The sequence below is a fragment of the Anaerolineales bacterium genome, from assembly GCA_025808555.1.
Lineage (GTDB): Bacteria > Chloroflexota > Anaerolineae > Anaerolineales > UBA11579 > JAMCZK01.
Genome location: CP075526.1, coordinates 551,961 through 576,499 on the forward strand (window position 1 = coordinate 551,961; position 24,539 = coordinate 576,499).

A 24,539-nucleotide genomic window follows, 5' to 3' on the forward strand; every position below is an offset into this window, starting at 1 on the left:
TTGTGGGCGGCGGTTTCGCTGCCCGCAAGATTAAAAACAGGTGGCGCAGCAATTGCTGCGCCACCTGCAGGAAACATAAAAGGGCTAACTTACGGCGCCAGGCACGTGCCGGGCTCACCCGCCCCGCCGCGCCAGCCGCAGAACGACCAGCCACCGCCAATATTGCCGTTGAACTGGTTGTTGTTCAGCAGGAAGGCGCTCCAACTGCCGCTGCTGGGTACCGTGCTAGTCCAGCTGCCGCTGGCCTGCTGGCCTCCACCAGAGAGCGTGCCCGTAAAGGTGTATGTAAACCCGGCCCAGCTGGTCGTTCCACTGATGTTATTACCCGAGATCGAAAAGTTGATGCTATCAGTGTAGACCGTAGCGCCCAGATGAGTCTTGCTTGTCCAACTGCCGCCAAAGCTAGGCAGTGGCGTAGGCGTCGCCGTAGGCGTCAAGGTTGCCGTGGGGGTCGGCGGCTGAGTCGCCGCCGGCAGGTCGTAAGCCGTGAAGTCCGTGGCGGTGGCATAGCGCAGCCACAGCCAACAGTCCCCTGAGTTGTTGGGGTTCTTCACCACCACATACTCCGAGCTGGGGAAGGTCTTGAGCACCTCCACCTGCTGCCCGGCCGTGATCGTCGTGATCAGCCGGTAGGCCACGCTGGGGCCTGAGCGGCAGTTGGTATCCTGCGTCACCGAGACGAACGCGGTGCCCAAGGTCGGCACCAGTGTGCTGGTTGGCTCAGTGCTGCCGTCGGTTGCCGTGGCAGCATCCGGCGCGCTGGTAGCCGCACCGCCACCGCCGTTGTTGCCGGCGGCGGCCGTCTCCAACTGGCTGATCTGCATGGTCTGGGCGATGCCGGTGGCGATCGCATCTTCGGTGCTGAGGCCGCCGCAGGCAGCCAACAGCAATGACAGGCCAACCAGGACTACGAGTGTGACTTTACGAATAGTCATCGTGACTCCTTACTATTGAAAGAGTTCACCATTCTAAGGCCACTTGCATGGGTTGGGGAAGCCCCCGGAACGCGTGCCGCAGAACTCCCAACTACCCATATCCAGGTTGCCAATGAACTGGGCCGAGCCCGGTGCAGTGATGTGGGCCTGCCAGTTGCCGCTGCCCGTGCCGCCAAAGGTGCCGCTGGCATCCTGGTGGCCGTTGGTGATCGTGCCGGTGAAGGAATAGGCGAAGGCACCTGGGTTGGTCACCGCGCTGCAGGTCAGGTTCATGCCGGTCACCGAGCAGCTCATCGCACCGGTGCGCTCCACACCGCCATGGAACACGCGGATGGTCCAGTTGCCCGACCAGTCAAAGGACGGCGTGGGCGAAGGCGTGATGGTGGGTGTGGGCGTGGGCGGCTGGGTGGCGGTGGGCAGGTTGTAGGCGCTGAAATCGCTGGTGTTGGCGTAGCGCAACCACAGCCAGCAGTCGCCGCTGCTGTTGGGGTTCTTCACCACTACATAGTCCGAGCCGGCAAAGGTCTTGAGCACCTCCACCTGCTGACCCACCGCAATGGTGGTCACCAGGCGATAGTGCTGGCTGGGGCCGGAGCGGCAATTGGTGTCGGTGGTCACCGACACCAGGGCGATCGCCGAGGTCGGCTCGCCGGCCTCGGTGGCCGTAGGCTCGGCCGTCTGCTGCGCAGCCGGCGTGGCGCTGGCGCTGCCGCCGGCCGCGGCCGTTTCCAGCTGGCTGATCTGCTGGGTCTGGGCAATGCCAGTGGCGATCGCATCTTCAGTGCTAATGCCGCCGCAGGCGGACAACAGCATTGCCAACGCAAGGAATGTGGTCAATAACAGTTTATGTGAACGCATCTTTCTTTCCTCCGGAAGACTGCCTAGTCGTAAAAACAGCCAGTGGTTACAACGATTAAACACGCAAAAACATATGCACCCAATGGTACTTTTAGAGTGCCTTCCTAAAGCAAATGCGCCGAGTACTCGGCGCATTTTGGCATGTATATATGCAGGCTGGCTAGACTTTGCGCTGCCACAGCAGCAGGGCCGCCACCATGGAAACGATGCCCACCAGCGACCAGCGCAGATCGTTGTCCATAAAGCTGGGCCACAGGCTGGCGGTCAGCCCCAACCCCTGCAGCAGGAAGATGAAGCCCATCAGCCCCAGACCAATGGCGAACAGTTTTAGGAGTGACATGCTTAGATCTTTCCTTGTTGGGGTGGCGGGGAAACCAGGGTGTCCTTGTCCAGATAATCGCCACGGCGGGCGGGGGCCAGCATGGCCAGCTCGCGCTTGCGGCGCTCATAGCACTCGTTGCACTCCCAGCTACGATGGGCGTCGCCGCCCTCGCGGGCAAATTCGGCCACCGGCTTGAACTGCTTGCAGCTGTAGCACTGTTGCAGGCTCAGGTTGGTGTAGCCGGCGTTGTGCTCGGCGGCATCGCCGCCGATGGGTTGGGCGCGGTGCGGCAGGCCCACAATGTTGTACCAGCCGTCGGCCGTGCGGCCCACGGCTTTGCCGCTCACCAGCACCGGGCCTAGCGTCCAGTTACCGTCGCGGCCTACCAGGCTGCGCGCCTGATACTTGCCGTCCTTGAGGCGGTAGGCATAGGCCGTGTTGTCACTCAAGCGATAGGCACGGATGGCGCCTTCGGCTACTGCTTTTTCCAGCACTTCTTCGTAGGTCATTCAGTGAGTTCCTTGGTCGTGATTGATCGATTCATCTGATTATAGCCGGACTTAGCTATAAGCGTTCAGTTGTCAACGAACACCAAAAGACCAATCGGAAACCATCAAAGGAAATCAGATGGTTTGCCTCTGATTGTCTTTGATGGTTTGATTTGACTCTCTTGATTTTCTTTTTATGAAATGGGCTTTACGCCTGACCATCAATCGCTGAAAGCTGCGCGCGCATCGCCTGCACTGCCCGCGCCCGGTGGCTCAGCTGGTTCTTGTGCTCAAAGCTCAGCTCCGCCATCGTCAGCCCCGTCCCGGCTACCACGAACAACGCATCGTAGCCAAAACCGCCGCTGCCGCGCTCGGCCAGGGTGATCTCGCCCACGCACTCGCCTTCCGCAAAAAAGGTCTGGCCATCCGGCAACGCCAGGCACAACGCGGCATAAAAGCGGGCCGGCCACGGCGGCGGCGTGCCCTGCGCCGCCAGCTGCTCCAGCAGGTAGGCCCGCCGGTCGGCGTCCGTAGCGCCCGGCTTGGGTGAATAGCGCGCCGAGTGCAGCCCCGGCGCGCCCGCCAGGGCCGCCACCTCCAGCCCGCTGTCGTCCGCCAGGGCCGGCAGCCCACTGGCCTGGGCAAAGGCCAGGGCCTTGATGGCCGCATTCTCCATATAGGTGCTGCCCGTCTCGGGCGGGTCGAGCGCCAGGCCCAGCTCGGCCGGGGTGCACAGCTGGAGCGGCAGGCGCTGGGTGGCCAGCAAAGCCTGGAATTCCTCCACCTTGCCGGGGTTGTTGGTGGCGATCAGCAATTTGGGCATAATCCCATTCTAGAAGATTCAGAACAAAGACTCTAGCATTCTGTCAAAACCCGTACTAACAGGGCTGAGTCTGCCAATTTGCCCGTATTTTCGGTTGATGATTGACCGATTCTGCAATTTTTGTTATAATCCACGAAACTTATTCAGAATCCTTTGCAATCAAGGTCGCAAAGGATTCTTTTTGAATCAGGACGCTAAATTTCGCACAAACCGGCCCTCCACTTTTCCCTAACTATGGCTAAAAGCAACCCTCTACGCATAAATGTAGGCTTCCTGGTCAAAGCCGATGCCGGTTACAGCCGCACCATCGAGTTCGACGTGGGCGAAATGGTGCTCTCCGATGATTTCACCGTGACCGACCTCAAGGGTGCGGTGACCTTTGGCCGCACCCCCCAGGGCCTCGTCGCCCAGGTCAACCTCAGCGGCCGCACCGCCGCCGACTGTGCCCGCTGCCTCGACCCCTTTGAGCTGGCCATCGCCACCGATTTCACCGAGCTGTACGCCTTCGACGAGCGCTCGGTGACCGAATCCCATCTGCTCGTGCCACCCAGCCACCAAATTGACCTGGCCCCGCTGGCCCGCGAGTACCTGCTACTGGATATGCCCATCACCCCGCTGTGCCGGCCAGACTGCAAGGGCCTGTGCAGCGAGTGCGGTGCCAACCTGAACCACACCGATTGCGGCCACACCCAGGCCACCGCCGATGCTCCACCCACCCCGGACGACGAGGCCGCCGACCCGCGCTTCGCCGCCCTCAAAGACCTGCTGGACCCGAAAGAGTAGCTCGGTAGCGTACTTGAGCCACCGCAAGGAGGAGTTATGTCTTTTCAGTCCCATCCTGATGACGACGCACCGGAGCAGCCGGTGATGTTCGAGGACAACCCGCTCGAGGAGCTGGCCAATAACACCAGCCCCGGCGGCTTCATGCCGGATGAGATGCAGGATTTTGAGCGTCTGCGCTGGCACTACGCCAACGATGAAGACGCCGATGACGACAGCCTGGCCACCCTCGGCACCACGGAGCCGGATGCGGACGCCGCCGAAGCGTACGAACTGCCGCCCGACGAGGTCATTGACACCGTAGGCCTATACCTGAAGGAAATGTCGGCCGTGCCCCTGCTCAACATGGAGCAGGAGGTCAGCCTGGCCAAGCGCATCGAGGCCGCCAAGAAAGCGCTGGCCCAACTCAAGAAGCTGCAAGGCAAGGATTCGAAACGCGCTCAGCTTGAAGCCATCGTGGAAGATGGCCGCCAGGCGCGCGACCATCTCATCCGCGCCAATACGCGCCTGGTGGTCAGCATCGCCAAGAAGTACATGAGCCGCGGCGTACCCTTCCTCGACCTGATTCAGGAGGGCAACCTGGGCCTGATGAAAGCGGTCAGCAAGTTTGATCACCGCCGCGGCTTCCGCTTCTCCACCTATGCCACCTGGTGGATCCGCCAGACCATTACCCGCGCCATTGCCGATCAGGGGCGCACCATCCGTGTGCCGGTGCACATGATCGATCGCATTCGCCTGCTGTACAAGACCGCCCACACGCTGGAGCAGAAGAACGGCCAGCCGCCCTCATTGGATGAACTGGCCAAAGAGATGAAAGAGGACGTGGGCAAGATCGATTGGATGCTGCGCGTCAGCTGGCTGCCGCTCTCGCTCGAGAGCCCGGTCGGCGACGAGGAAGACTCCGAGCTGGGCATGTTCGTCGAAGACGAGAACAGCCCCAGCCCCAGCCAGACCGCCTACAAGAACATGATGGAGCAGAAGGTGCACGAAGTGCTCGGTACGCTCAGCCCGCGTGAAGCCCGCATCCTGCGCCTGCGCTTCGGCCTCGAGAACGGGCGCTACTACACCCTCGAAGAAGTCGGCGAGAAGTTTGGCCTCACCCGTGAGCGCATCCGCCAGATCGAGGGCAAAGCCTTGCGCCGCCTGCGCCACCCGCTACGCGCCCGCCAACTACGCGATTACATTCAGGGCACCTAGCCCCGCAACTGCGCAAAACAAAAAAGCCGCTCGCACGAGCGGCTTTTTTTTACATCTAGCTCGCACTATCTAGGCTCACTGGGATAGATGGTAAGAATGCAGCACGGCAGACCGACTAAGTACAAAGTAGGCAAGGTATACTAGTGCGAAAGGTAACAAATGACTGAGGCAAGCACCCAAGTATTGGACATAACTCCCGCAGCCAGCGAGAAGATCGCTGAGCTGATTCGCACCCGCGGCAAAGAGGGGCTGGCGGTGCGCGTAGGCATCCGTGGCACGCTGCCTGGCGGCGGCTATCAGACTGAGTTCAAGTTCCAGGAACGTACCAACGCCACCCCTGAAGACATCATTCAACCCGCCGGCGAGTTTGATTTTCTATTCGCGCCCGATGTGGCCGATAAGGTCAAGGGATGCCGTGTCGACTACGACGATCAGCGCTATGCGGCGGGTTTCAACATCGAGTACCCGCCCACCCCGTTCGGTCCCCCGGCCGAGCGCGTGCGTACCGATTGGACTGAGCCGCTGGCGATTCAAGTGCAGCAAGTCATCAACGATTTCATCAACCCCGGCGTGGCCGGGCACGGTGGCTGGGTGTTATTGACCGATGTGAAGAACACATCGGTCTATGTAGAGATGGGCGGCGGCTGCCAGGGCTGCGGCCTCTCAGCCGTAACCCTACGCCAGGGCATCGAGCGCGCCATTATGGATGCGGTGCCTGAAGTGAAAGAAGTCATCGACATCACCGAACACGGTGAGGGCGAGAACCCGTATTACTCGCAAGAGGCCGCCCAAGGCATGGGTGCATCCCCATTAGCCTAGCTAAAAAAGGCTAAACAAATAAAGAGCACAAAGGTACTTTGTGCTCTTTTTGTTTAACCGGACAGGACTAGATGTTGGCGACGGCTACCTAAACACTAGCCAGTATTCTCCATTGGCGCGCTGCATCAGCTTGAACTCGATGAGGCCACGACGCAGGCTGGCCGTATCCGCGTGTAGGCGGCTCAGAATTTTGTTGACCTCGTTTTCAGGATAGCGCTTGCCTGGTTTGAACAAGCTGGCCGCATGGCGCAGCACGACTTCTAGTTTCCTGCGTTGGGCAGGCAGTGTAGCCAACCGGCCATCCGCCCCGCGGAAGTTGCGTAGCACGGCACGGTCATAGGCTTGCATGTCCACATCGGCCGCCATGGCGGGCAAGGTGTCTTTGGCCAGCAGACGCTCGGCCATGCTCTCCAGACGGTCCGTGTTCAACTCGTAGATGCTGTAATGCCCGTCCGCGCGGGCGCGCACAAGATTGGCGCGGCCAAGGATGCTGAGGTGATGCGAGACGGTCGCCTCTGAAAGCTGCAACAGGCTGGCCAGCTCCTCCACCGCATGCGGTGCCTGGGCCAGGATGCCGGCGATCTTGAGCCGTTTGGGCTCGGCCAAGGCTTTAAAAAACTCGATCAGTTCGGTTTCAGCGCTCATATTCGCCGTCTAAATAATTAGATACTTATCTAATTATAATTCGTTGGCGCTAGCAAGTCAAGTTGCGCGGCAGCCCATGATAGGCTTGAGCGCATGCCTATCCGCAACAAAAGCGCCTTGGCGGTGCTATGTTTTGGCATCGCTTTCCTGGCCTATTGGGGCTTTGCCCAGGCACTGGGCAAAGCCCACACAAGTGACGCAGCCTACTTCAACCTGCTGGCCGATGCGTTCTTGCACGGGCGGCTCCATCTCGTCAACCCGCCGACTACGATCGATCTCGCCTTCTTCAACGGCCGCTGGTATGTACCCTTCCCGCCCCTGCCCGCGTTGCTCATGCTGCCCTGGGTGGCAGCCGCCGGCGTGGACGCGGTGAACACGGTGGTGTTCAACGCCGCCTTCGCCGCCGCCAATGTGGCGCTGATATTCCTCATCCTCAGCGCGCTCAGCCAGCACAAGTTCACCGCTCTCAACACAGCCGACAATCTGTGGCTCACGCTGCTCTTCGGTTTGGGAAGCGTGCATTGGTACATGGCAACCCAAGGCAGCGTGTGGTTCATCGCCCAGATATGCACCGTCACCTTCGTGGCGCTGGCTGTGCTCATCACTTTGCAGCGCGGGCCGGCCTGGATGGCCGGCCTGGCGCTGGGTCTGGCCGTCGCCGCCCGCCCCAACGTCGCCCTCAGCTTTCCGCTCCTGCTCGGCATCGTAGCCATGGATGGCACGTCATCCATTGACTGGCGACGCATTCTACGCTGGGGCGCCCAGGCCGCGGTGCCCATCCTGCTGGTGGCCGCCGCCCTGCTGGCTTACAACCAGGCCCGCTTCCACAACCCTCTCGATTTTGGTTACGCCAACGCCGAGGTCAACCCACGCCTAGCGGCCGACCTGGCCGAGTACGGCCAGTTCAGCCCGCACTACATCCCGCGCAACCTGCGCGCCATGCTGTTTGCCCTGCCGGTGTGGGACGCCGAAGCCCGCCGCCCCACCGCAGACGGCGATGGCCTGAGCCTGCTGATCACCACGCCAGCCCTGGTCTATCTCGTGTGGGCGCGCAAACGCAACCCGCTTACGCTCGGAGCCTGGACTGCCCTCGGCTTGCTGGTCATCCCGCTACTGCTGTACTACAACACCGGCTGGTGGCAGTTTGGCTATCGCTTCAGCCTTGACTTTATGCTCCCTGTGATGGTGCTGCTGGCGAACGCCCTGTCCTCGCCATTACTCCGCCTGGCCCGCCTGCTCATCCTTGCCGGTGTTGCGGTTAACCTTTACGGAGTGCTGTGGTGGCATCTGCTGTAACGCGTCGCCGCCCGCGCCGTTCACTCCACTATGGCTAAAGCTCTTCACGTCAAACTGATCTACAACCACACCGCCGGCAACCAGAGCGAGTCGCCGCAGCAGCTGGTGGATATCCTGCTGGCAATGCAAGCCAACGACATCCACCCTGAAGTATTTGTGATCGACCCCAACATGGATGTAGCCAACGTGGTGCGTCGAGCCCAGGCTGACGGCACCCGCCTGGTGGTGGTGGCGGGCGGCGACGGCACGGTGGATAGCGTGGCCCACAACATGGTCAATTCACCCCTGCGCCTGGGCATCATCCCGGTCGGTACGCGCAACAACCTGGCCCTCAATCTCAACATCCCGTCCGACATCCTCTCAGCCGTCAAGCTGTTGCGCCGCGGCCACGCTCTGCGCATTGACGTGGGCCGGGCGCGCAGCGGCGGCGTGGTGCGCCACTTCCTCGAGCTGGCCACCATTGGCTTGCTGTCTGATCTGTACGAGATCACCGACGAGCTGCAGCACGGTGATATCACCCGCGTGGGCGAATGGCTGAGCACCTTCATGGCCGCCGAACCCAGCCAGGCCCAACTCATACTCGACCGGGCCCGTAAGGTTGGCGCCAGCGGCCACATGGTGTTGGTGGCCAACATGCCCTACATCGGGCCTAACATCCAGATCGACCCAAAGGTGTCGTACCGTGACGGCAAGCTGGATGTGTTCGTGTTCTCTGATATGAGCAAGTTCCACTTCATTTCGTTCGCTTTGCGCTCTCTGGCCGGCACGGTGGAGAAAGAATCGATCAAGCACTTCCAGGTAAAACAACTTAAGCTAGACTCTAAGCCCGCCATGAACATCATGACCGATGGTCTGGAACTGGGCAGTGGCCCGGTCAAGATCGAAGTGCTGCCCAAGGCGCTCACCGTAATGGCCGGTCGCCGCCCGCATAAAAAGAAGAAAAAGTAGTTCACTGTATGCCCAAAAAAGCCTCCAATCCCCCCATCGTTGAAAATCTGCAAGACCAAGTCGAAGGCCTGCAAGAGCAGGTCAAGCCCGATCCGCGGGCTCACAAGCGGCCGCTGCCCTACCGCATCGGCATCTTTGTGGCCTGCCTGGCCGGCTTGCTGTTCCTGCTCAGCTATGCACCGCCTGAGCAACGTGAAGTCCTGTGGCGCGCCATGACCCTCCAGCGCAACCTCATCGTCCCCATGTTGACGCTGGGGTTGCTGGCGCTCTCGCTGCTGTGGGCCCGCGGCCAGGAGATTGATAACCGCGCTTTCCTATTCTTCAACCTGCGCGGCCGCCGCCCGCGCTGGCTGGATATTGCCCTGGGCACCTTCAGCCAGCTGGGCAGCGGCATATTGGCCATCGGCCTGGCCGTGTATTTCCTGCGCAGCAACCGCGATCTTTCGCTGCAACTGGTGCTGGGCACCCTGACCCTCTCCCTGATGGTCGAAGTGATCAAGGCGCTGACAGACCGCGCCCGTCCCTTCCTCGCCAATCCCAATGCCCGCGTCGTAGGCTGGCGCGAACCCGGGCGCTCGTTCCCCAGTGGGCATACCTCGCAGATATTCTTTCTGGCCGCGCTGCTCAACCACCAGATGGAGCCTGGCCTGGTGTTGGGCGGGCTTATGTATGCGATTGCGGCCGGAGTCGGCTTCACGCGTATGTACGTTGGCGCCCATTACCCGCGCGATGTGGTGGGTGGCGCGCTGCTGGGCCTGATGTGGGGTACGCTGGCCAATCTGATCGATCCCTATTGGGTGCCGTTCTTTCTGGTATTCGGATAAGCGTTAGGTACTCAACACAAGTAATCATGCGCCCACGAGGTGAAGCCACGCATATCTATATCTGAGGCGTTGTATACTCACATCACATGAGCAAACACATTCTCGTGGCCGTTGCCTGGCCATATGCCAATGCTGATATCCACGTCGGCAACCTCACCGGCTCGTACCTGCCTGCCGACATCTTCGCACGCTACCACCGCCTGAAGGGCAACCAGGTGCTCATGGTCTCCGGCTCGGATGCGCACGGTACGCCCATCACCGTCAAATCAGACGCCGAGGGCGTAAGCCCCGAGGTGGTCTACCACCGTTACCACGCCGGCTTCATTGACCTGTTCCAGAAGCTGGGCCTGCAATACGACCTGTTCACCAGCACGCATACCCAGAACCATTTCAAGGTCTCGCAGGCCATGTTCACCGCCCTGAAAGCGCGCGGCTACCTATACACCGAGGAGCAGCAGCAGTGGTATTCGTCCAGCCTGCGCAAGTTCCTGCCTGACCGCTATGTGGAAGGCACGTGCTACATCTGCGGCTTCGAAGGCGCCCGCGGTGACCAGTGCGACAACTGCGGCAACGTGCTCGACTCGACCCAACTGATCAACCCACGCGCCAAAGAAGATGGCTCCAGCCCGGAGCTGCGCACCACGACCCACTACTTCCTTGACCTGGGGCAGCTGGAGGCGCCGGTAGTGCGCTTCCTTGAAGAGCGCCAGGGCTACTGGCGCCCCAATGTGGTCAACCGCTCGCTGGGTTGGATCCGCAAAGAGCGCCTGCACGGCCGCCCCATCACGCGTGACCTCGACTGGGGTATCCCCGTGCCTGAGGAAGGCTGGGAGACCAAACGCCTCTACGTCTGGTTCGAGGCGGTCATCGGCTACCTCTCCGCCGCCATCGAATGGGCCACCCTTAGCGGCCAGCCCGAAGCCTGGCACCGCTGGTGGACCGATCCCGAAGCGCGCGCCTACTACTTTCTGGGCAAGGACAACATTGATTTCCACGCCATCATGTGGCCGGCGGAGCTGATCGGCGTGGCTGACGAATTTGCACGCATCTTCGAAGGCACGGAAGGCAAATCGCTCACCCTGCCCTATGATGTGCCGGCCAACGAATTCATGAACATGGAGAACCGCAAGATCTCCGGCAGCCGCAACTGGGGCGTGTGGGGGTTGGATTTTCTCAGCCGTTACGACGCGGACCCGCTGCGCTATTACCTGACCGTCAACATGCCTGAGACCAGCGACTCAAACTGGGACTGGGATGATTTTGTGCGCCGCAACAATAACGAGCTTGTCGCTACCTGGGGCAATCTGGCCAACCGCGTGCTCTCCTTCGCCGCCAAACACTGGGACGGCAAAGTGCCCCAGCCCGGCGCACTGCGCCCGGCTGACGAAGCGCTGCTGGCGATCGTCGAGGACGGCTTTGACAGCGTCGGTGAGCTCATCGAGAGCGTAAAGCTGCGCGGCGCCCTGGCCGAAGCCATGCGCCTGGCCGCCGAAGTCAACCGCTATCTGGATGAGCAGGCGCCCTGGGCGCAGGTCAAGACCGATAAGGACGCCGCGGCGATCACCATCTACACTGCCCTGCGCGCCATTGATAATCTCAAGCTGCTGCTGGCGCCTTTCCTCCCGCACAGTTGCGAAGCGCTGCACAGCATGCTGGGCTATCACGCCCCGCTGTTCGGCGAGCAGTACACCGAAAGCATTGCCGACAACCTGGGCGAGCACCAGGCGCTGCGCTACCGCGCCGCGGCTATCCCCGGCCACTGGCGCCCCAGCAGGCTGGAGGGCGGCCGCCAACTGCGCCAGCCCGGCCCACTGTACAAGAAGCTTGAACCCGAGATCGCCGATCAGGAACGTGCCCGCTTGGGCGGAGGCGCCACATAGCTACACGAAAACAGGGGGCTCGCAAGACTGCAGCCTCCAAATGCTCCACCGTTAAACGCGCCGCCCGGCGCATAGCTCCCACCACTCCGCAACCACCAACCACTGCGTCAAAGACTCGCATCACACCTGTGCTGGTTGTGTTGGGCATTGTGCTGTTGGCGCTGCTCTTCTATCTCAATGCGTATGTGGGTTTTGGCAAAGGCCAGCCCGAGTTCAATGACTACATGCTGGTGCACATGGCCGGCAAAGCGCTGCAACACGGGCTGGACCTGTACGACCCGGCTCAGTGGGATGCGGCTCATCGCCTATTCGGCAATGGCTACACCGATAACGCTGTATTCATCTACCCGCCGCCCATGGCGCTCATCTACGCGCCGTTCTCGTTCCTGCCGGTAAAGGCGGGCGAGATTGCCTGGCTGTTCTTCGGGCAGTTGCTGCTGGCTGTCTCGAGCTACTGGTTGTTGCGCGGAGTGCAGTTTAAAGAACCGCGGCGCTTTGCCCTGGTGGTAGCGTGCATCGTGCTGTTCCTGCCTACGATCAACGCCTGGTGGTCGCGCCAGCCCTCTTTCCTGCTGTTGCTCTTTCTCGCGACTGCGTACATGCTGCTGATGCGCCGCAAGGACTGGGCGGCAGGCGCCTTCCTGGCGTTGGCCGCCCTGCGCCCGAGCCCGGTGCTGTTCCTGGCCTGGGCCATCATGGGCTGGGCGCTGGCCCACCGCCGCTGGCGGGTGTGGATCAGCACCGCCGCCAGCGCGGTGGCTCTGTACTTCATCAGCGAACTGGTGCGGCCCGGCTGGCTTCAGGTCTGGCTGGAGCACACGGTGGGCGCCAGCGGCAAGCTGCCGGCCTTCCAGGCCTACGTACCCACGCTGTGGGGCTTGGTGGCCGAATTTGGCGCGCCGGCCTGGTCGCTATTCGGCGGCGTGCTGGCCGTTGGGCTGTCCATCTTCTCGGTGTGGTGGATGCGCCGCTACAAGCACACCAATCTGACCTCAGTGATGCTGCTGTTCGTACCGCTCTCGCTTTTCCTGTCCCCCTATGCCTGGAACTATGACTTTGTTCTGCTGCTGATCCCGCTGCTACTGGCCATTCGCCACGCCGAGCATTCGGCGCCCGAGCTGCGCCGGCGCCTGTGGCCCTGGCTGCTTGCGCTCATGCTGGCCCTGCCCTATGCACTGCGCATGATCGCCCTCCTACGCGGGCGCGATACACTGAGCGCGCTGCTGCCGCTGGCCGTTTGGGCACTGGGGCTGTGGGTAGTGAGCACGCCGTACGCGCGTGACCCGCGCGGTACACTGCCGCCCGGCGGCGTGGAGCGGAGGCGGCGGGGCAAGGCCCGGCCTGCACGCAAAACCAGTGCCAGAGCAAAAGCTTCACGCTAAAAAGAGCGCAAACCCTGTTGATTGGCGGGGCTTAACTGCTTTGTAAGTGCCCGCCTACCCTATTGGATTGCTGCAGGGCTGAATTAGTGGCAAATGACCCTATGAACCGTCTTGGCATTCCGTAAGCTTAAGATGCAGGAGGAAGCCATGGAAACTCAAATGTTCGAGATCAAGTGTCCGTTTTGCAATGCCACAACGCATGCAACCCTGCCGGCCGACCCGGCTGCCCGCGACTCCGCCCTGATGATGACCTGTGAAGACTGCGGGAAGGAGTTCGGGTTTACTGAGGAGCTGGTCTACCAGCCAGTCGAAGAGGGCAAGGACTAAAAAAGGGCGGGTTTGAGACCCGCCCTTTGCTGTCTTTGCTTCGCGTCGAACAGCGCAGCGCTGCTTACATCACAATATTCACCAGCTTGCCCTTGACCACGATCACTTGGCGCGGCGTCTTGCCGCCCAGCGCCTTGGCCACGGCTTCGCTGGCCAGGGCGCGGGCCTTGGCGTGGTCCTCGCTGATGCCAGCCGGCACGGTGATGCGGTCACGCAGCTTGCCATTGACCTGCACCACCAGGGTGATCTCGTCCTCGCGGGCGGCGGCTTCGTCGGCTACCGGCCAGGGCTGCTGGTGCACCGAGTACGGCTTGCCCTCGTGCACCCACAGCTCCTCGGCCACATGGGGCGTGACCGGCGCCATCAGGCGCAGGTAAACGTCCTTGGCCTCGGCCCATTCCGGGCTGCCCTCTGTCTTGGCGCGCAGCTCAGTCATCGTGTTGGCCAGCTCCATGTAGGCCGAGATGATGGTGTTGAACTCAAAGGTCTCCAGGTCACGGGCCACTTTTTGGATGGTCTGGTGCACCTTCCGGCGCAGGGACTTAGCGGCCGCCGCGTCCGGTTTGCCTCCGCCCTCATCCTTGGCCGTATACAGGGTCCATACCTTGTGCATCCAGCGCACCACGCCCTGGATGTTCTCATCGCTCCACGCACCGCCTTCGTTCCAGCGATAGCCGAACATCAAATAGGCGCGAACGGTGTCCGCTCCGTACAGGCGCACCTGCTCATCCGGGTCGATGACATTGCCGCGCGATTTGCTCATGCGCTGGCCGTCCGGCCCCAGGATCTGGCCCTGGTTGCGCAGCTGCTGCATGGGCTCATGGCCTTCAGTGATCCCGATGTCACGCAGCGCCTTATGAAAGAAGCGCACATACAGCAAGTGCATCACGGCATGCTCAGCGCCGCCGGTGTAGGTATCTACCGGCATCCAGTAGTCGTACTCGGCCGGGTCAAAAGGCGCCTTGTCGTAGTGCGGGCTCAGGTAGCGCAGGAAATACCACGACGAGCACATGAAGGTGTCCATCGTGTCGGTGTCGCGTTCGGCGGGTTTGCCGCAGTGCGGGCAGGTGGTGTACTTCCAGGTGGGGTGCAGTTTCAGCGGGCTTTCGCCGGTGGGCGTCCACTCCACATCATCGGGCAGCAGCACGGGCAGCTGGTCATCCGGCACGGGCTGAGCGCCGCAATCTTTGCAATACACGATTGGGATCGGCGCGCCCCAGTAGCGCTGGCGCGAGATCAACCAATCACGGATGCGGTAGCCCACCGTGGCCGTGCCCACTTGCTTCTGTTGCAGGAAAGCGATGGTGTCGGCAATGGCTTGGTCCGCCCGCGTGCCGGTCAGCGGGCCGCTGTTGACCATCATGCCTTCGCCAGTGGCGGCTTCGGTCATTGTTGCGCCGTCTAGCGCTTCGCCTTCGGGTTGGATGACCGACGGTTGAATAACCGGACGTATCTCCAGGCCATACTTGCGCGCAAAGGTGAAGTCGCGCTCATCGTGAGCCGGCACGGCCATGATGGCGCCGGTGCCATAGGTCATCAACACATAGTCAGCAGTCCAGATCGGCACGCGCTCCCCGCTGACCGGGTTGATGGCGTAACCACCGGTGAACACGCCGGTCTTTTCTTTCTCGGTCGATTCACGTTCAATGTCGGTCTGGCGCGTGGCTTCGGCCACATAGGCTTCCACCTCGGCCTTCTTGTCCGGCGTGGTCACCTTAGCCACCAGCGGGTGTTCGGGGGCCAGCACCATAAACGTTGCGCCCCACAGCGTATCCGGCCGGGTGGTGAAGATGGAGAACTCATCGCCCGTCTCGGTCTTGAAGACCACGTTAGCGCCCTCGGAACGACCGATCCAGTTGGTTTGCAGGGTCTGGATCTGCCCCGGCCAGTCAATGCCGACAAAGTTCAGCAGCTCATCTGCATAGTTGGTGATGCGGAAGAACCACTGCTCCAAGTTCTTTTTGATTACCGGCGTTCCGCAGCGCTCACATACGCGCTTCTCGCCCACCACCTGCTCGCGCGCCAGGGTCGTGTTGTCCTTGGGGCACCAGTCCACCGCGGCCATCTTGCGGTAGGCCAGGCCGTTCTTATACAGCTGCAGGAAGAACCACTGCGTCCATTTGTAATATTCCGGGTCAGAGGAAACGGCTTCACGCCGCCAATCGAACATGGCGCCCATGCTGCGCAGTTGCTTGCGCATATTCTCGATGTTGGCGTAAGTCCATTTCTTGGGATGGATATTGCGCTGGATGGCGGCGTTCTCGGCCGGCAGGCCGAAGGCGTCGAAGCCCATGGGGAACATGACGTTGTAGCCGCGCATGCGCATGAAGCGCGCCCGCGCGTCCGAAGGGGTCATGGCATACCAGTGGCCGATGTGCAAATTACCCGATGGGTACGGCAGCATGGTGAGCGCGTAGTGCTTGGGGCGCTTAGGGTCAATGTCGGCATGGTAGATGCCGTCTGCCTCCCATTTTTGCTGCCACTTGGCCTCGATCTCGGCCGGGTTGTACTTCTCTGCCATTCGATCTCCTCGTTCGCGCAGTGCTTAAACAAAAAACTCTCACCCATGTGACCTTCAGGTCACGGGGTGAGAGTAACTCCCACGGTACCACCCGCATTGCCCGCACACAATGGGTGCAGACCGCTCATCACGCTGTATTGGGCGCACCCGCTGCCGTGCCGTCTGGCTTACAGGCGAGTTCAGTTGCTTTTGCGCATGCCGGGCTTGCACCACTGCACCCGGCTCTCTGTGAGCGTAAAGCCAACCTACTACTCCTGCTCGGCGTGACCGGTTTCACCGGCCACTCTTCACTTGACTTACTAGTGGACCCAGAGGGATTCGAACCCTCGACCTCCTCAATGCCATTGAGGCGCGCTCCCAGCTGCGCCATGGGCCCGTACGCACGACTGCGTCGTGCTTTCGGCGTGCCCTACTCGGCTTCGCCGAGTAACGGAACGCCACGTCTGTGTAAATGTGCCGTGCCTAACGATCGCACAGTGGACCTGGAGGGATTCGAACCCTCGACCTCATCAGTGCGATTGATGCGCGCTCCCAACTGCGCTACAGGCCCTAGTACAGAGGCAGGATTGTACTTTGCCGCAGGGGCGCTGTCAAGAATTGATTGCAGCCAAAGGGTTATAATTGGATTTTACTCATCCCCAATCCTCCCGAAAGACCAAAACCTATGACCGCAACTGCATCCGCCCCGGCTCCTGGGCAACCGCAAAGCATGCGCACCTTCTACACCATCTGGCTTGGCCAACTGGTCTCGCTGCTCGGCTCCGGCCTCACCGGCTTCGCCTTGGGCGTATATGTCTACCAGGAGACCACCTCCATCACCGCCTTCGCCATGAGCATCCTGGCCTTCACCCTGCCCGGCGTGCTGTTCTCGCCGGTGGCCGGCGCCTTGGTGGACCGCTTCCCGCGCCGCTGGATGATGATTCTCAGCGATACCGGCGCCGGGCTGACCACCCTGGCCATCCTAACCCTCATCCTGACCGACAACCTGCAGATCTGGCACATTTATGCCGCCAATTTTGTAGCCTCGCTGTTCAACACCTTCCAGTGGCCGGCCTACTCCGCCGCCACCACCATGCTGGTGCCGCAGGCCCAGCTGGGCCGCGCCAGCGGCATGGTGCAAATGGCGGATGCCATTGCCCAACTGGCCGCACCCGCCATCGCCGGCGCCCTGTTCGTCACCTGGGGCATGCCCAACATCATCATGATCGATATCATCACCTTCCTGTTCGCGGTTGGCACCCTGCTCTACGTCCGCATCCCTGAGCCTGTACGCACCGCTGAAGAATCGGCCAACAAGCCATCCATCATGGCCAGCATCCGCGCCGGCTTCACCTATATTCGCAACCGGCCCGGCCTGTTCCGTCTGCTGATGTACTTTGCCGGGATCAATCTCTTCTTCTCCATGCTCCAGCCCTTATGGACACCGCTACTGCTTGATCTGGGTACACCGGCCCAGGCTGGCATCGTCGGCTCGATTGTGGGCGGCGGCATGCTGGTGGGCACTTTTGTGATGAGCGCATGGGGCGGCCCCAAACGCCGCGTGTATGGCGTCATTGGTTCGGGCATCTGGATGGGCGCTATGCTGCTGCTGCTGTTGCTACAAGCCAGCGTGACCCTGATCGCAGTGGCAGGCTTTCTCTCCATGCTGGTGCTGCCTATCATGAACGGCAGCAGCCAGGCGCTGTGGCAAAGCAAAACCGAGCCTGATCTGCAGGGCCGCGTGTTCTCTGTGCGGCGCATGCTGGCCCAGTTCACCGCGCCCATCGCCATCCTGCTCTCCGGCCCGTTGGTGGACCGCGTGTTCGGCCCGGCCCTGCTGCCCGGCGGCGCGCTGGCCGATACGCTCATCGGTGAACTGGTCGGCGTTGGCCCCGGTCGCGGCATGGCCCTGTTCTTTGCCGTCATCGGCCTGCTGGTGCTGGCAATCTCCATCCTCGCCCTGAGCAGCCCGCGCCTGCGCAACGTGCAAGACGAGATCCCTGATGTGATCATCAAGAGCCAGAGCGAAGAAGAAACGCTAAAAGAAGCGCTAGGAACGAGCTAGTTTTAAAAAAAAGCCCCGCATGTGCGGGGCTTTTTATTGCTACAGGTAGTTTGCCAGCAGCATGGCAATGCCGGCGATGACCATCGCGCCAAGGATTTGGCGCGGCAGCAATTTGAGGTGAACCTGGGCGTGGAAGCCATAATCTTTATAGCCCGCCAACCCCTCAGTACCAGGGAACACCGCCCACTTCGGCGTAAGCGTATTGAGAATGAACCAGTCAATGAAGATCAGGTCAAACGTGGTGATAATGAGCTGGATCAGCAGCGCGTGGAAAAACAATGTGCCGAAACCGGCGCCGCTTTGCTGCGCAAACGTGTAGGTGGAGTACAGCGTACCGCCCACCAGGATCGCCATCAGCGGAAAGATGGCTTTCTTGGCCTCTTCCTTCTCCTTCTTGCTCAAGGGCTTGGCCTTGGCCAGAATATCCGGCGGCACTTCGTCGGGGGTCAGGAAGGTGCGCGGCTTGTTCATGGCGGTGTACAACACCAGCCCGGTAAATACGGCGGTGAAAATGCCGCCATCCATGATCAGTTTGGTCCAGTCAAGCATTTGAATGATCTCCTCGTGGCCACATTCTAAACGGGCGCGGCCCTTGGGTAAACAAAAGCCCCGCAAAGTGCGGGGCTTTTTGTCATGTTAGCAGCATCACGATGCCGGCTGCCATAGCGGCGAAGACAGCCTGCCCAGGCAACGCCCGCAGGTGCGCCCGGCCATGGAAGCCGTAAGCCTTGTAGCCGGCAAAGCCTTCCGTGCCTGGGTATACAAACTGCTTGGGAGTGATGGTGTTGAGCAGCAGCCAGTCAATCACCACCAGGTCAAAGGTGCTTACTGCCAGGATCAGGATAAGCGCGTGCAGGAACAGCAGTCCGAAGCCGGCCCCACTCTCCCGGCCAAAGACAAAGGTTGAGTAAAGCACGAGACTCAGCAAGCCCAACGCCAGCGGGATGCCGGCCCAGAGCGACTGGCGTCGCTCTGCTTCCGTGCGCGGCGGCACCGCAGCCAGAATATCCGGCGGCACGTTCTTCTTCACAAGGAACCAGCGTGGCCGCTTGACCCCTACAGTCAGGATGATGCCGCTGATGGCAACAATGCCCACAAGGCTATGAATTAGCAGTAGTTTCAGGTCCAACATAAGTCCTCGATAATTTAGGTATGCCTAAATTATAGGGTTGATATTCAGTTGTGTCAAGCGGCAGGCAGCGGATAAGCCTGCTCGCCGGCAGGCACCGCCAGCGCCAGCTGGTTCTCCGCCGGGGCACCCTGCCGCGGCGCAGCCGGGTCGTAGGCGCTGGCGGGGTTATAGGCAAAGTTGAAATCCAGCACCAGCTTGCCGTGCTCTTCGCCCAGATCGGCGCCGTGCGGCGTATCCAGCAGCCAGCGCGCCCCGGCGTAGATCTTGCCGCTGCGGGCGCTGGCATCCGCGAACGGCAGCAGCAAGCCGCCGCCGTAGCCCAGCACGCTGAACAGCGAGAGGCTCAGTGTGCTGCCAGCAATGGCGAAGTGCACGCGGCCCACGCGCTGCACGTCTGCGCCCGCCAGTTCAAAACGCTCAGGCTGCACATCAATATCCACATCCACAACAAAACGCAGCGCCGGGTCATAGGGGTAATAGGCCAGGTTCATGAAGTGCGCCCGCTGGGCGGCCGGCACCGGCGAATGCGGGTGTCCGCCCAGCAACTCATTGCGGGCCGCCACCCAATACTGCCAGCGCTGCTCGACCGGGATGCGGCGATCACGCACGCTGGCATAGATGGCGTGCATCTTGCGGTAATAATCCAGTTGGTCCAGTTCTTCCAATCGAAACATGTCGCTAGCCTAACACCAAATTCCGCGAAGAGTGCACAGGCGTATAATCAACTTCTTTCCACTACTCAGAGAGCCGCCATGACCAATCCCTTCTCCACCGAAAATCTCGTCCGCCGCCAGGCCCAACTCAGCGATGCTATGGAAGCCGGCGGCTTTGACGCCTTGGCGCTGAACGCCGGCCCCAGCCAGGTCTATATCAGCGGCCTGCACTTCCACCTGATGGAGCGCCCCACCGTGCTACTGCTGGCGCCGGGCAAAAGCCCGGTGATCGTGCTGCCGGACTTCGAGAAGGGCAAGCTGGCCAACCTCGGCTTTGAACTGCGCGCCGTGACCTACAGCGAGAACCCTGCCGAATGGCAGGCCGCCTTCAACCAGGCCGCGGCGCTCATCGGCCCGGCCAAGCGCATAGGCGTGGAAGGTTTGCGCATGCGCGTGATGGAGCTGCGATACCTGCAGGCCGCCTTCCCCGGCGCCGAGTTCCCCATAGCCGAAGAGTTGATCGCCGACATGCGCAAGCACAAGGACGCCGGCGAGATCGCTGCGATGAAGAAAGCAGTCGAGATCGCGGAGGGCGGCCTGGAAGCCACGCTGAAGAAGATCAAGATCGGCATGAGCGAGAAGGAGATCGCCGGCATCCTGGTGCAGCAGCTATATGCGCTCGGCTCCGACCCGGAACTGCCCTTCGCCCCCATCGTGGCCGCCGCGGCAAACAGCGCCAACCCGCACTCCACCGTCAGCGACTATCGCATCCAAAAGGGCGACCTGCTACTGATCGACTGGGGAGCCTCCTACAATGGTTACCTTTCTGACCTGACCCGCACGTTTGCCGTGGGCGAGATCAGCGAGGAGCTCAAGCGCATCTACGAGATTGTGAAACTTGCCAACCAGGCCGGCCGCGAGGCGGCCGCCATCGGCGCCCCCTGCGCCGCGGTGGACCAGGCCGCCCGTGACGCCATTGACGACAATGGCTACGGCCAGTACTTCACCCACCGCACCGGCCACGGCCTGGGCATGGAAGGCCACGAAGAGCCCTACATGCGCGGCGACAACATGCTGCCGCTGGCCGAAGGCATGAGCTTCACCGTTGAGCCGGGCATCTACCTTGACGGCCGCGGCGGCGTGCGCATCGAAGACAACGTCGTGATGACCGCCGACGGTCCACTGACCCTCAGTACCTTCCCGCGCGAGCTGCGCGTGGTGGGCCACTAGTCAATTCCCGGGCGTAGCAGGCTGCGCCTCTACGAACTAGCTTCATCCGAAGCTACGCCCTATAACAACGGCGCCTGCAAGGCCTCTGAGGTGAGCGGATCCAGGCGAGCTGCATCGGCGATGCTGTCTGGCGTCAGCGCCCGGGCCGCCAGCAGGCGGCGCACGGCGCGGTACTTGAGGAAGCGCCAACCGTCTTCTACTGCTTGCGCCAAACGTGGGTCACGCTCCAGCTTGAAGAGCGCCAACGGGGCGCGGCGGCCGGGCAGCACCACCAGGCTGTTGTGCGCCGGGGTTTTGGCGTTCAACAGTACTTCGCCCAACAAGGCTGAAGCGATCACGTAAAAGTTGAGCACTGCTTGGCCGCTTTGCAGCCATCGCAGCGGTTCGCCCTGCGCCTCGCCCTGCTCCTGCACTTCGTAGCCCAGCTGCTGGCCCAATATCACCAGGGCGGCGTTCATCTCGGCCAGGTCGGCGCGGCGTTGGCGCGGCTGGTCCTCGGCAGCCAGCTGCCACAGCCCATCGGCCTGTTGTGCGTACGAGCTCAGCACCGCCTGCAACAAAGCCGGGTGCGGCGTGAGCAGGCCGGGGAAGATGGCGCACAGCGCCTGGTCGTGCGCCCGCGTGCTTTGCGGCTGGCTGCGCAGCAGGCTGCGCACCACGGCGATCTCGACCCGGTCGGCCAGTGGGGCGCGCGGCGTTTGCGGGTTGGCCGGCCACCATAGGCCGGTCTCCGGTGTTTCGGGGTTGCCGCCATACTGCACAAAATCGCCGTGCATGGTCAGCGCGGCGGCAATTTGCTTGCGGGTGTGGGTATATAGCTCGGAAGGGTCGCTTTGTCCGCTGCCCATGGCGGCTTGCTTGTTGAGCACGCTCAGCGCGGTAGCCTGCAAATAATCGTATGCACTGGGCTGGCCGCGCCCGCTGAGCACAAAATGGGCCGCGCCGCGAATGGCCTCATCTTGCGCTTCGCTGGCGGTTTGCGCCGCGCTTTTGCGCAGGGTCAGCTGCATCTCGCTGTCAGCGTGGCGGTAGGCCATGGCATGGATGCGCAGGCTGGCCAGGTTGGCGGCCACCGCCGCGGCGGCCTGCAGGCCGCTTTCGCCCTCGGCCAGCATCATAAACAGCGGCATCTTGTCGGTCATGTGCTCGGCCACCGCGGCCAGGGCGGCATGCAACGCCTCAGTGTGCCAGGCCCAGTCGTAACGGCGACGACGTAACACCAGCACGAACGGGCCGATGGCCTCGCGCCCCCACAGCCAGCCGGCCCACAGAGCGCACAACGTCCAGAACGCTGGCGCGGGGCGCGGCACCGCGGCGGTCACCGCCGCTAGCGACAGGTCTTGCATCTCGGCCGCCAGGTCACGCATGCGGCCTTCGTAGATGCAGATGCCGCCGCTTTCCGGCGGCGCCTCGGGCCATTCGGTCACCGGCAGCGCTTCGCTGGCCTGCGCCCATAGGGCGATCGAACGCTCCATTTCGAACCAGATGTTGTATTCGCGGAACTGCGGCGGCGCGCTCAGTTGGCGCGGTCGCATGCGCCCGCTGGGGTGCGCCCACAGCTTGGTGGCGCGATCGCATGCGCTCAACAGCAGGGCCGAGAGCAGGCGGCGCTCGTCTGCATCGCTATCCAAACTGTCCAGGCGATTGATGATGGTGATGAGCGCGTAGGCGGCGCGCGGGAGATAGGCCTGCAACGCCTCTTCGGCGTGCTGGCGGTCAGGGTCGTCCTTGGCGGCGATGCGCTCCAAGGCGCGCGCGAGAGTTGGCCCGCTCAACGGGTAGGCATTGGCGCGAGCCGCGTCCTGCGCGTCGCAAGGGTATTCACCGTGCTGCCCGCACTGTTTGCAGTTGAGCAACTTGGCGTGCGGCGCGGCTGCCTCGCGTTCCCAGATGAAAGCCTCGGCCGGTATTTGCGCCGAACAGTTGGGACACTCGGTCAGGTACATCTCGAGGATGGCTGGCTCCAGACGCTCGTCACCCCGGCGGGCGGCGCCCAGTGCAGCCAGGGCGGCGGTTAGCGCCTCGACGCTGGGCGGCTGAGCGTGCATTTCGATCAGGAAACGCGCCACGGGATTGTTGGCGGCTACTAGCACGCGGTAACCCGCGCGGGCCCCTTCGGCCGCCCAATGGGGCGATGCGCCGAAGGGCTCCAGCACCCAGCCGCCGGGGGCCGCATGCTGCGCCAGCCACTGGGCGGCCACACCGCGCGGCACGGGCGGCAGGTAGCGCTCCAGCGGGCTGGGCGGGTGTGATGTGCCAATAAGGAATGTATTGGGCTCAGCCATGAAAGCGATCCACAGATGAACACAGAGGATACAGGCAGACAAACACAGATGAATACACCAAGCTTTCCCCTCTGATCGCTCCGTGCGGTCTCATGGCGTTATTCTCGCATCACTCCCGGTGGGGATAGAACTGCAGGATGGCGGGGGTGACGTGGCTGAGGTCTTGCAGCCCGGCGCAGAACTGCTGGCGCAGCTCCGGCGCGCCGATGACCAATGCCGGCACCGGATTGTCGGTATGGGTGCGGCGGCTCAGGTCTTCCATGTTGCCGTGGTCTGAGGTGATCAGGGTCAACCCCTCGTCGTCAACCCAGGCGTCGAGAAGGCCGCCCATCACGCCGTCAAAATGCTCCAGCAGTTTGACCGCGCCCTCGTGGTCCTGATGGTGGCCGGCGTAGTCGCTGGGCCAGAATTCAAAGAAGGCCAGATCGTAGGTGCGGGTTACCTCGGCCAGGCGGCGGCCAGCCTCGTGGGGAGTGTGCAGCGGCGAGTCGGTGAAGCCGAGGTGCGTGCGCCAGCCCTCGCCGGTGAAATCGGCCGAGAAGCCATCGCCATGCAGCATGTCCTCATGGGTCTTGAGAGCGATGCCGGCGCTGGTGACTGCCAGGGGGATGGCGGAGAGCAGGCGTTTGCCGCTCTCGATGCCCTGGAAGTAGGGCGGCGGGTAGGCGTTGAGCAGGGTGCTGCGGTAGCCACGCTGAGCCAGCTGCATGAACAGGTTGTCTTCTTTCACCACGGCGGCCACCGGTTTGTTGGGCTTGGGGCCGTAGTGCTCACCGACCAGTTGGGGCACGTTCTTACCGGTGACCAGGGTGGCCTGCCCGGTGGCGGATTGCGGCAGGCCGGGCATGCCCAGATTGGGGTCGAGCGCCAGCAGGCTGGCGCGGGCAGTCTGGAGCGGGGCGCTGCCCGCCACCAGACGGGCGCCGCCCAGCAGGGCGTCTATATTAGGAGTTTTGGCGGCGACGAAGGGGTTGGTTTCGGGGTTATTGTCCCCAAAGCCGATGCCATCCATGAAGAGGAAGAGAAAATGCATTGGAGGATTGTAGCCGCTTTGCGAAGCCTCGGAGTTTGCGTAGAACCAGCGCCTTGACGGGGTCGCCAAGTTCCTTGCTTAGCGCCCCGCACGTGGTATTCCTTACCTCAAGATGAA

23 protein-coding genes and 2 tRNA genes are annotated in these 24,539 nt (G+C 62.1%); 11 read left to right on the forward strand and 14 right to left on the reverse strand.

What is annotated here, in order from left to right:
* Window positions 1-89: 89 nt before the first annotated feature.
* The 5 genes from KIT08_03020 to rdgB form a co-directional block, all read right to left on the reverse strand.
* Window positions 90-935, reverse strand: a complete 846-nt coding sequence (locus KIT08_03020; protein UYN90218.1) for a hypothetical protein — start codon at window positions 933-935, stop codon at window positions 90-92.
* Between the two features lie 33 nt (window positions 936-968).
* Window positions 969-1,793 (reverse strand): hypothetical protein, encoded by an 825-nt coding sequence (locus KIT08_03025; protein UYN90219.1) that lies wholly within the window; start codon window positions 1,791-1,793, stop codon window positions 969-971.
* Between the two features lie 160 nt (window positions 1,794-1,953).
* A complete protein-coding gene (locus tag KIT08_03030) occupies window positions 1,954-2,133 on the reverse strand; it encodes a hypothetical protein (protein UYN90220.1) in 180 nt (59 codons plus the stop codon).
* A gap of 2 nt (window positions 2,134-2,135) precedes the next feature.
* Window positions 2,136-2,624, reverse strand: coding sequence for a hypothetical protein (locus KIT08_03035; GenBank protein ID UYN90221.1), 489 nt, complete (start codon window positions 2,622-2,624; stop codon window positions 2,136-2,138).
* Between the two features lie 187 nt (window positions 2,625-2,811).
* The gene (gene rdgB, locus KIT08_03040; protein UYN90222.1) at window positions 2,812-3,426 is read right to left on the reverse strand and encodes an RdgB/HAM1 family non-canonical purine NTP pyrophosphatase; all 615 of its coding nucleotides are present in this window, start codon (window positions 3,424-3,426) and stop codon (window positions 2,812-2,814) included.
* A 234-nt stretch (window positions 3,427-3,660) separates the two neighbouring features.
* Here rdgB and KIT08_03045 point away from each other — a divergent pair, with 234 nt between their 5' ends.
* The 3 genes from KIT08_03045 to KIT08_03055 all read left to right on the forward strand — a co-directional run bounded on the left by KIT08_03045 (window position 3,661) and on the right by KIT08_03055 (window position 6,222).
* Complete coding sequence (locus KIT08_03045) at window positions 3,661-4,209, forward strand: DUF177 domain-containing protein (protein ID UYN90223.1); 549 nt, start codon at window positions 3,661-3,663, stop codon at window positions 4,207-4,209.
* Between the two features lie 36 nt (window positions 4,210-4,245).
* On the forward strand, window positions 4,246-5,403 hold the full coding sequence (locus tag KIT08_03050; protein UYN90224.1) for a sigma-70 family RNA polymerase sigma factor: 1,158 nt from the start codon (window positions 4,246-4,248) through the stop codon (window positions 5,401-5,403).
* Window positions 5,404-5,562: 159 nt separating this feature from the next.
* A complete protein-coding gene (locus tag KIT08_03055; protein UYN90225.1) occupies window positions 5,563-6,222 on the forward strand; it encodes a NifU family protein in 660 nt (219 codons plus the stop codon).
* Between the two features lie 84 nt (window positions 6,223-6,306).
* Here KIT08_03055 and KIT08_03060 read toward each other — a convergent pair whose 3' ends face one another.
* Window positions 6,307-6,867, reverse strand: a complete 561-nt coding sequence (locus KIT08_03060; protein ID UYN90226.1) for a metalloregulator ArsR/SmtB family transcription factor — start codon at window positions 6,865-6,867, stop codon at window positions 6,307-6,309.
* Window positions 6,868-6,960: 93 nt separating this feature from the next.
* Here KIT08_03060 and KIT08_03065 point away from each other — a divergent pair, with 93 nt between their 5' ends.
* The 6 genes from KIT08_03065 (at window position 6,961) to KIT08_03090 (ending at window position 13,524) form a co-directional block, all read left to right on the forward strand.
* Complete coding sequence (locus KIT08_03065; GenBank protein UYN90227.1) at window positions 6,961-8,163, forward strand: hypothetical protein; 1,203 nt, start codon at window positions 6,961-6,963, stop codon at window positions 8,161-8,163.
* Window positions 8,164-8,193: 30 nt separating this feature from the next.
* Entirely contained in the window at window positions 8,194-9,111 is a 918-nt protein-coding gene (locus KIT08_03070) for a hypothetical protein (protein ID UYN90228.1), read from the forward strand.
* Between the two features lie 8 nt (window positions 9,112-9,119).
* Window positions 9,120-9,935 (forward strand): phosphatase PAP2 family protein, encoded by an 816-nt coding sequence (locus tag KIT08_03075; protein UYN90229.1) that lies wholly within the window; start codon window positions 9,120-9,122, stop codon window positions 9,933-9,935.
* 86 nt (window positions 9,936-10,021) lie between these two features.
* Window positions 10,022-11,815 (forward strand): methionine--tRNA ligase, encoded by a 1,794-nt coding sequence (metG, locus tag KIT08_03080; protein UYN90230.1) that lies wholly within the window; start codon window positions 10,022-10,024, stop codon window positions 11,813-11,815.
* A 128-nt stretch (window positions 11,816-11,943) separates the two neighbouring features.
* Window positions 11,944-13,197 carry a DUF2029 domain-containing protein gene (locus tag KIT08_03085; GenBank protein ID UYN90231.1) on the forward strand — a complete coding sequence of 418 codons (1,254 nt, stop codon included), beginning with the start codon at window positions 11,944-11,946 and terminating at the stop codon, window positions 13,195-13,197.
* 147 nt (window positions 13,198-13,344) lie between these two features.
* Window positions 13,345-13,524 carry a hypothetical protein gene (locus KIT08_03090; GenBank protein UYN90232.1) on the forward strand — a complete coding sequence of 60 codons (180 nt, stop codon included), beginning with the start codon at window positions 13,345-13,347 and terminating at the stop codon, window positions 13,522-13,524.
* Between the two features lie 64 nt (window positions 13,525-13,588).
* Here the strand turns inward: KIT08_03090 and leuS are convergent, their stop codons facing one another.
* The 3 genes from leuS to KIT08_03105 all read right to left on the reverse strand — a co-directional run bounded on the left by leuS (window position 13,589) and on the right by KIT08_03105 (window position 16,595).
* Window positions 13,589-16,045, reverse strand: a complete 2,457-nt coding sequence (leuS, locus tag KIT08_03095) for a leucine--tRNA ligase (GenBank protein ID UYN90233.1) — start codon at window positions 16,043-16,045, stop codon at window positions 13,589-13,591.
* A gap of 303 nt (window positions 16,046-16,348) precedes the next feature.
* A tRNA-Ala gene (locus KIT08_03100) sits at window positions 16,349-16,421 on the reverse strand.
* 101 nt (window positions 16,422-16,522) lie between these two features.
* Window positions 16,523-16,595: transfer RNA gene (locus KIT08_03105), tRNA-Ala, on the reverse strand.
* Window positions 16,596-16,709: 114 nt separating this feature from the next.
* On the opposite strand from KIT08_03105, the gene KIT08_03110 reads away from it, so the two are divergent.
* On the forward strand, window positions 16,710-18,089 hold the full coding sequence (locus KIT08_03110; GenBank protein UYN90234.1) for an MFS transporter: 1,380 nt from the start codon (window positions 16,710-16,712) through the stop codon (window positions 18,087-18,089).
* Window positions 18,090-18,128: 39 nt separating this feature from the next.
* Here KIT08_03110 and KIT08_03115 read toward each other — a convergent pair whose 3' ends face one another.
* The 3 genes from KIT08_03115 to KIT08_03125 form a co-directional block, all read right to left on the reverse strand.
* Complete coding sequence (locus KIT08_03115) at window positions 18,129-18,638, reverse strand: hypothetical protein (GenBank protein ID UYN90235.1); 510 nt, start codon at window positions 18,636-18,638, stop codon at window positions 18,129-18,131.
* A gap of 82 nt (window positions 18,639-18,720) precedes the next feature.
* Complete coding sequence (locus KIT08_03120; protein UYN90236.1) at window positions 18,721-19,221, reverse strand: hypothetical protein; 501 nt, start codon at window positions 19,219-19,221, stop codon at window positions 18,721-18,723.
* Window positions 19,222-19,274: 53 nt separating this feature from the next.
* On the reverse strand, window positions 19,275-19,895 hold the full coding sequence (locus tag KIT08_03125; GenBank protein ID UYN90237.1) for a DUF1684 domain-containing protein: 621 nt from the start codon (window positions 19,893-19,895) through the stop codon (window positions 19,275-19,277).
* A gap of 78 nt (window positions 19,896-19,973) precedes the next feature.
* On the opposite strand from KIT08_03125, the gene KIT08_03130 reads away from it, so the two are divergent.
* Entirely contained in the window at window positions 19,974-21,104 is a 1,131-nt protein-coding gene (locus KIT08_03130; protein UYN90238.1) for an aminopeptidase P family protein, read from the forward strand.
* Between the two features lie 59 nt (window positions 21,105-21,163).
* On the opposite strand, the gene KIT08_03135 is transcribed toward KIT08_03130, so the two are convergent.
* Both KIT08_03135 and KIT08_03140 read right to left on the reverse strand, forming a co-directional pair.
* Window positions 21,164-23,389, reverse strand: coding sequence for a hypothetical protein (locus KIT08_03135; protein ID UYN90239.1), 2,226 nt, complete (start codon window positions 23,387-23,389; stop codon window positions 21,164-21,166).
* 109 nt (window positions 23,390-23,498) lie between these two features.
* Window positions 23,499-24,422 (reverse strand): hypothetical protein, encoded by a 924-nt coding sequence (locus KIT08_03140; GenBank protein ID UYN90240.1) that lies wholly within the window; start codon window positions 24,420-24,422, stop codon window positions 23,499-23,501.
* Between the last annotated feature and the right edge of the window lie 117 nt (window positions 24,423-24,539).

What these genes read in the sequence shown, in the direction of transcription:
- KIT08_03020 (UYN90218.1), bottom strand. Translation starts at nt 935, where the DNA reads ATGACTATTCGTAAAGTCACACTCGTAGTCCTGGTTGGCCTGTCATTG.
- KIT08_03025 (UYN90219.1), bottom strand. Translation starts at nt 1,793, where the DNA reads ATGCGTTCACATAAACTGTTATTGACCACATTCCTTGCGTTGGCAATG.
- KIT08_03030 (UYN90220.1), bottom strand. Translation starts at nt 2,133, where the DNA reads ATGTCACTCCTAAAACTGTTCGCCATTGGTCTGGGGCTGATGGGCTTC.
- KIT08_03035 (UYN90221.1), bottom strand. Translation starts at nt 2,624, where the DNA reads ATGACCTACGAAGAAGTGCTGGAAAAAGCAGTAGCCGAAGGCGCCATC.
- rdgB (UYN90222.1), bottom strand. Translation starts at nt 3,426, where the DNA reads ATGCCCAAATTGCTGATCGCCACCAACAACCCCGGCAAGGTGGAGGAA.
- KIT08_03045 (UYN90223.1), top strand. Translation starts at nt 3,661, where the DNA reads ATGGCTAAAAGCAACCCTCTACGCATAAATGTAGGCTTCCTGGTCAAA.
- KIT08_03050 (UYN90224.1), top strand. Translation starts at nt 4,246, where the DNA reads ATGTCTTTTCAGTCCCATCCTGATGACGACGCACCGGAGCAGCCGGTG.
- KIT08_03055 (UYN90225.1), top strand. Translation starts at nt 5,563, where the DNA reads ATGACTGAGGCAAGCACCCAAGTATTGGACATAACTCCCGCAGCCAGC.
- KIT08_03060 (UYN90226.1), bottom strand. Translation starts at nt 6,867, where the DNA reads ATGAGCGCTGAAACCGAACTGATCGAGTTTTTTAAAGCCTTGGCCGAG.
- KIT08_03065 (UYN90227.1), top strand. Translation starts at nt 6,961, where the DNA reads ATGCCTATCCGCAACAAAAGCGCCTTGGCGGTGCTATGTTTTGGCATC.
- KIT08_03070 (UYN90228.1), top strand. Translation starts at nt 8,194, where the DNA reads ATGGCTAAAGCTCTTCACGTCAAACTGATCTACAACCACACCGCCGGC.
- KIT08_03075 (UYN90229.1), top strand. Translation starts at nt 9,120, where the DNA reads ATGCCCAAAAAAGCCTCCAATCCCCCCATCGTTGAAAATCTGCAAGAC.
- metG (UYN90230.1), top strand. Translation starts at nt 10,022, where the DNA reads ATGAGCAAACACATTCTCGTGGCCGTTGCCTGGCCATATGCCAATGCT.
- KIT08_03090 (UYN90232.1), top strand. Translation starts at nt 13,345, where the DNA reads ATGGAAACTCAAATGTTCGAGATCAAGTGTCCGTTTTGCAATGCCACA.
- leuS (UYN90233.1), bottom strand. Translation starts at nt 16,045, where the DNA reads ATGGCAGAGAAGTACAACCCGGCCGAGATCGAGGCCAAGTGGCAGCAA.
- KIT08_03110 (UYN90234.1), top strand. Translation starts at nt 16,710, where the DNA reads ATGACCGCAACTGCATCCGCCCCGGCTCCTGGGCAACCGCAAAGCATG.
- KIT08_03115 (UYN90235.1), bottom strand. Translation starts at nt 18,638, where the DNA reads ATGCTTGACTGGACCAAACTGATCATGGATGGCGGCATTTTCACCGCC.
- KIT08_03120 (UYN90236.1), bottom strand. Translation starts at nt 19,221, where the DNA reads ATGTTGGACCTGAAACTACTGCTAATTCATAGCCTTGTGGGCATTGTT.
- KIT08_03125 (UYN90237.1), bottom strand. Translation starts at nt 19,895, where the DNA reads ATGTTTCGATTGGAAGAACTGGACCAACTGGATTATTACCGCAAGATG.
- KIT08_03130 (UYN90238.1), top strand. Translation starts at nt 19,974, where the DNA reads ATGACCAATCCCTTCTCCACCGAAAATCTCGTCCGCCGCCAGGCCCAA.
- KIT08_03135 (UYN90239.1), bottom strand. Translation starts at nt 23,389, where the DNA reads ATGGCTGAGCCCAATACATTCCTTATTGGCACATCACACCCGCCCAGC.
- KIT08_03140 (UYN90240.1), bottom strand. Translation starts at nt 24,422, where the DNA reads ATGCATTTTCTCTTCCTCTTCATGGATGGCATCGGCTTTGGGGACAAT.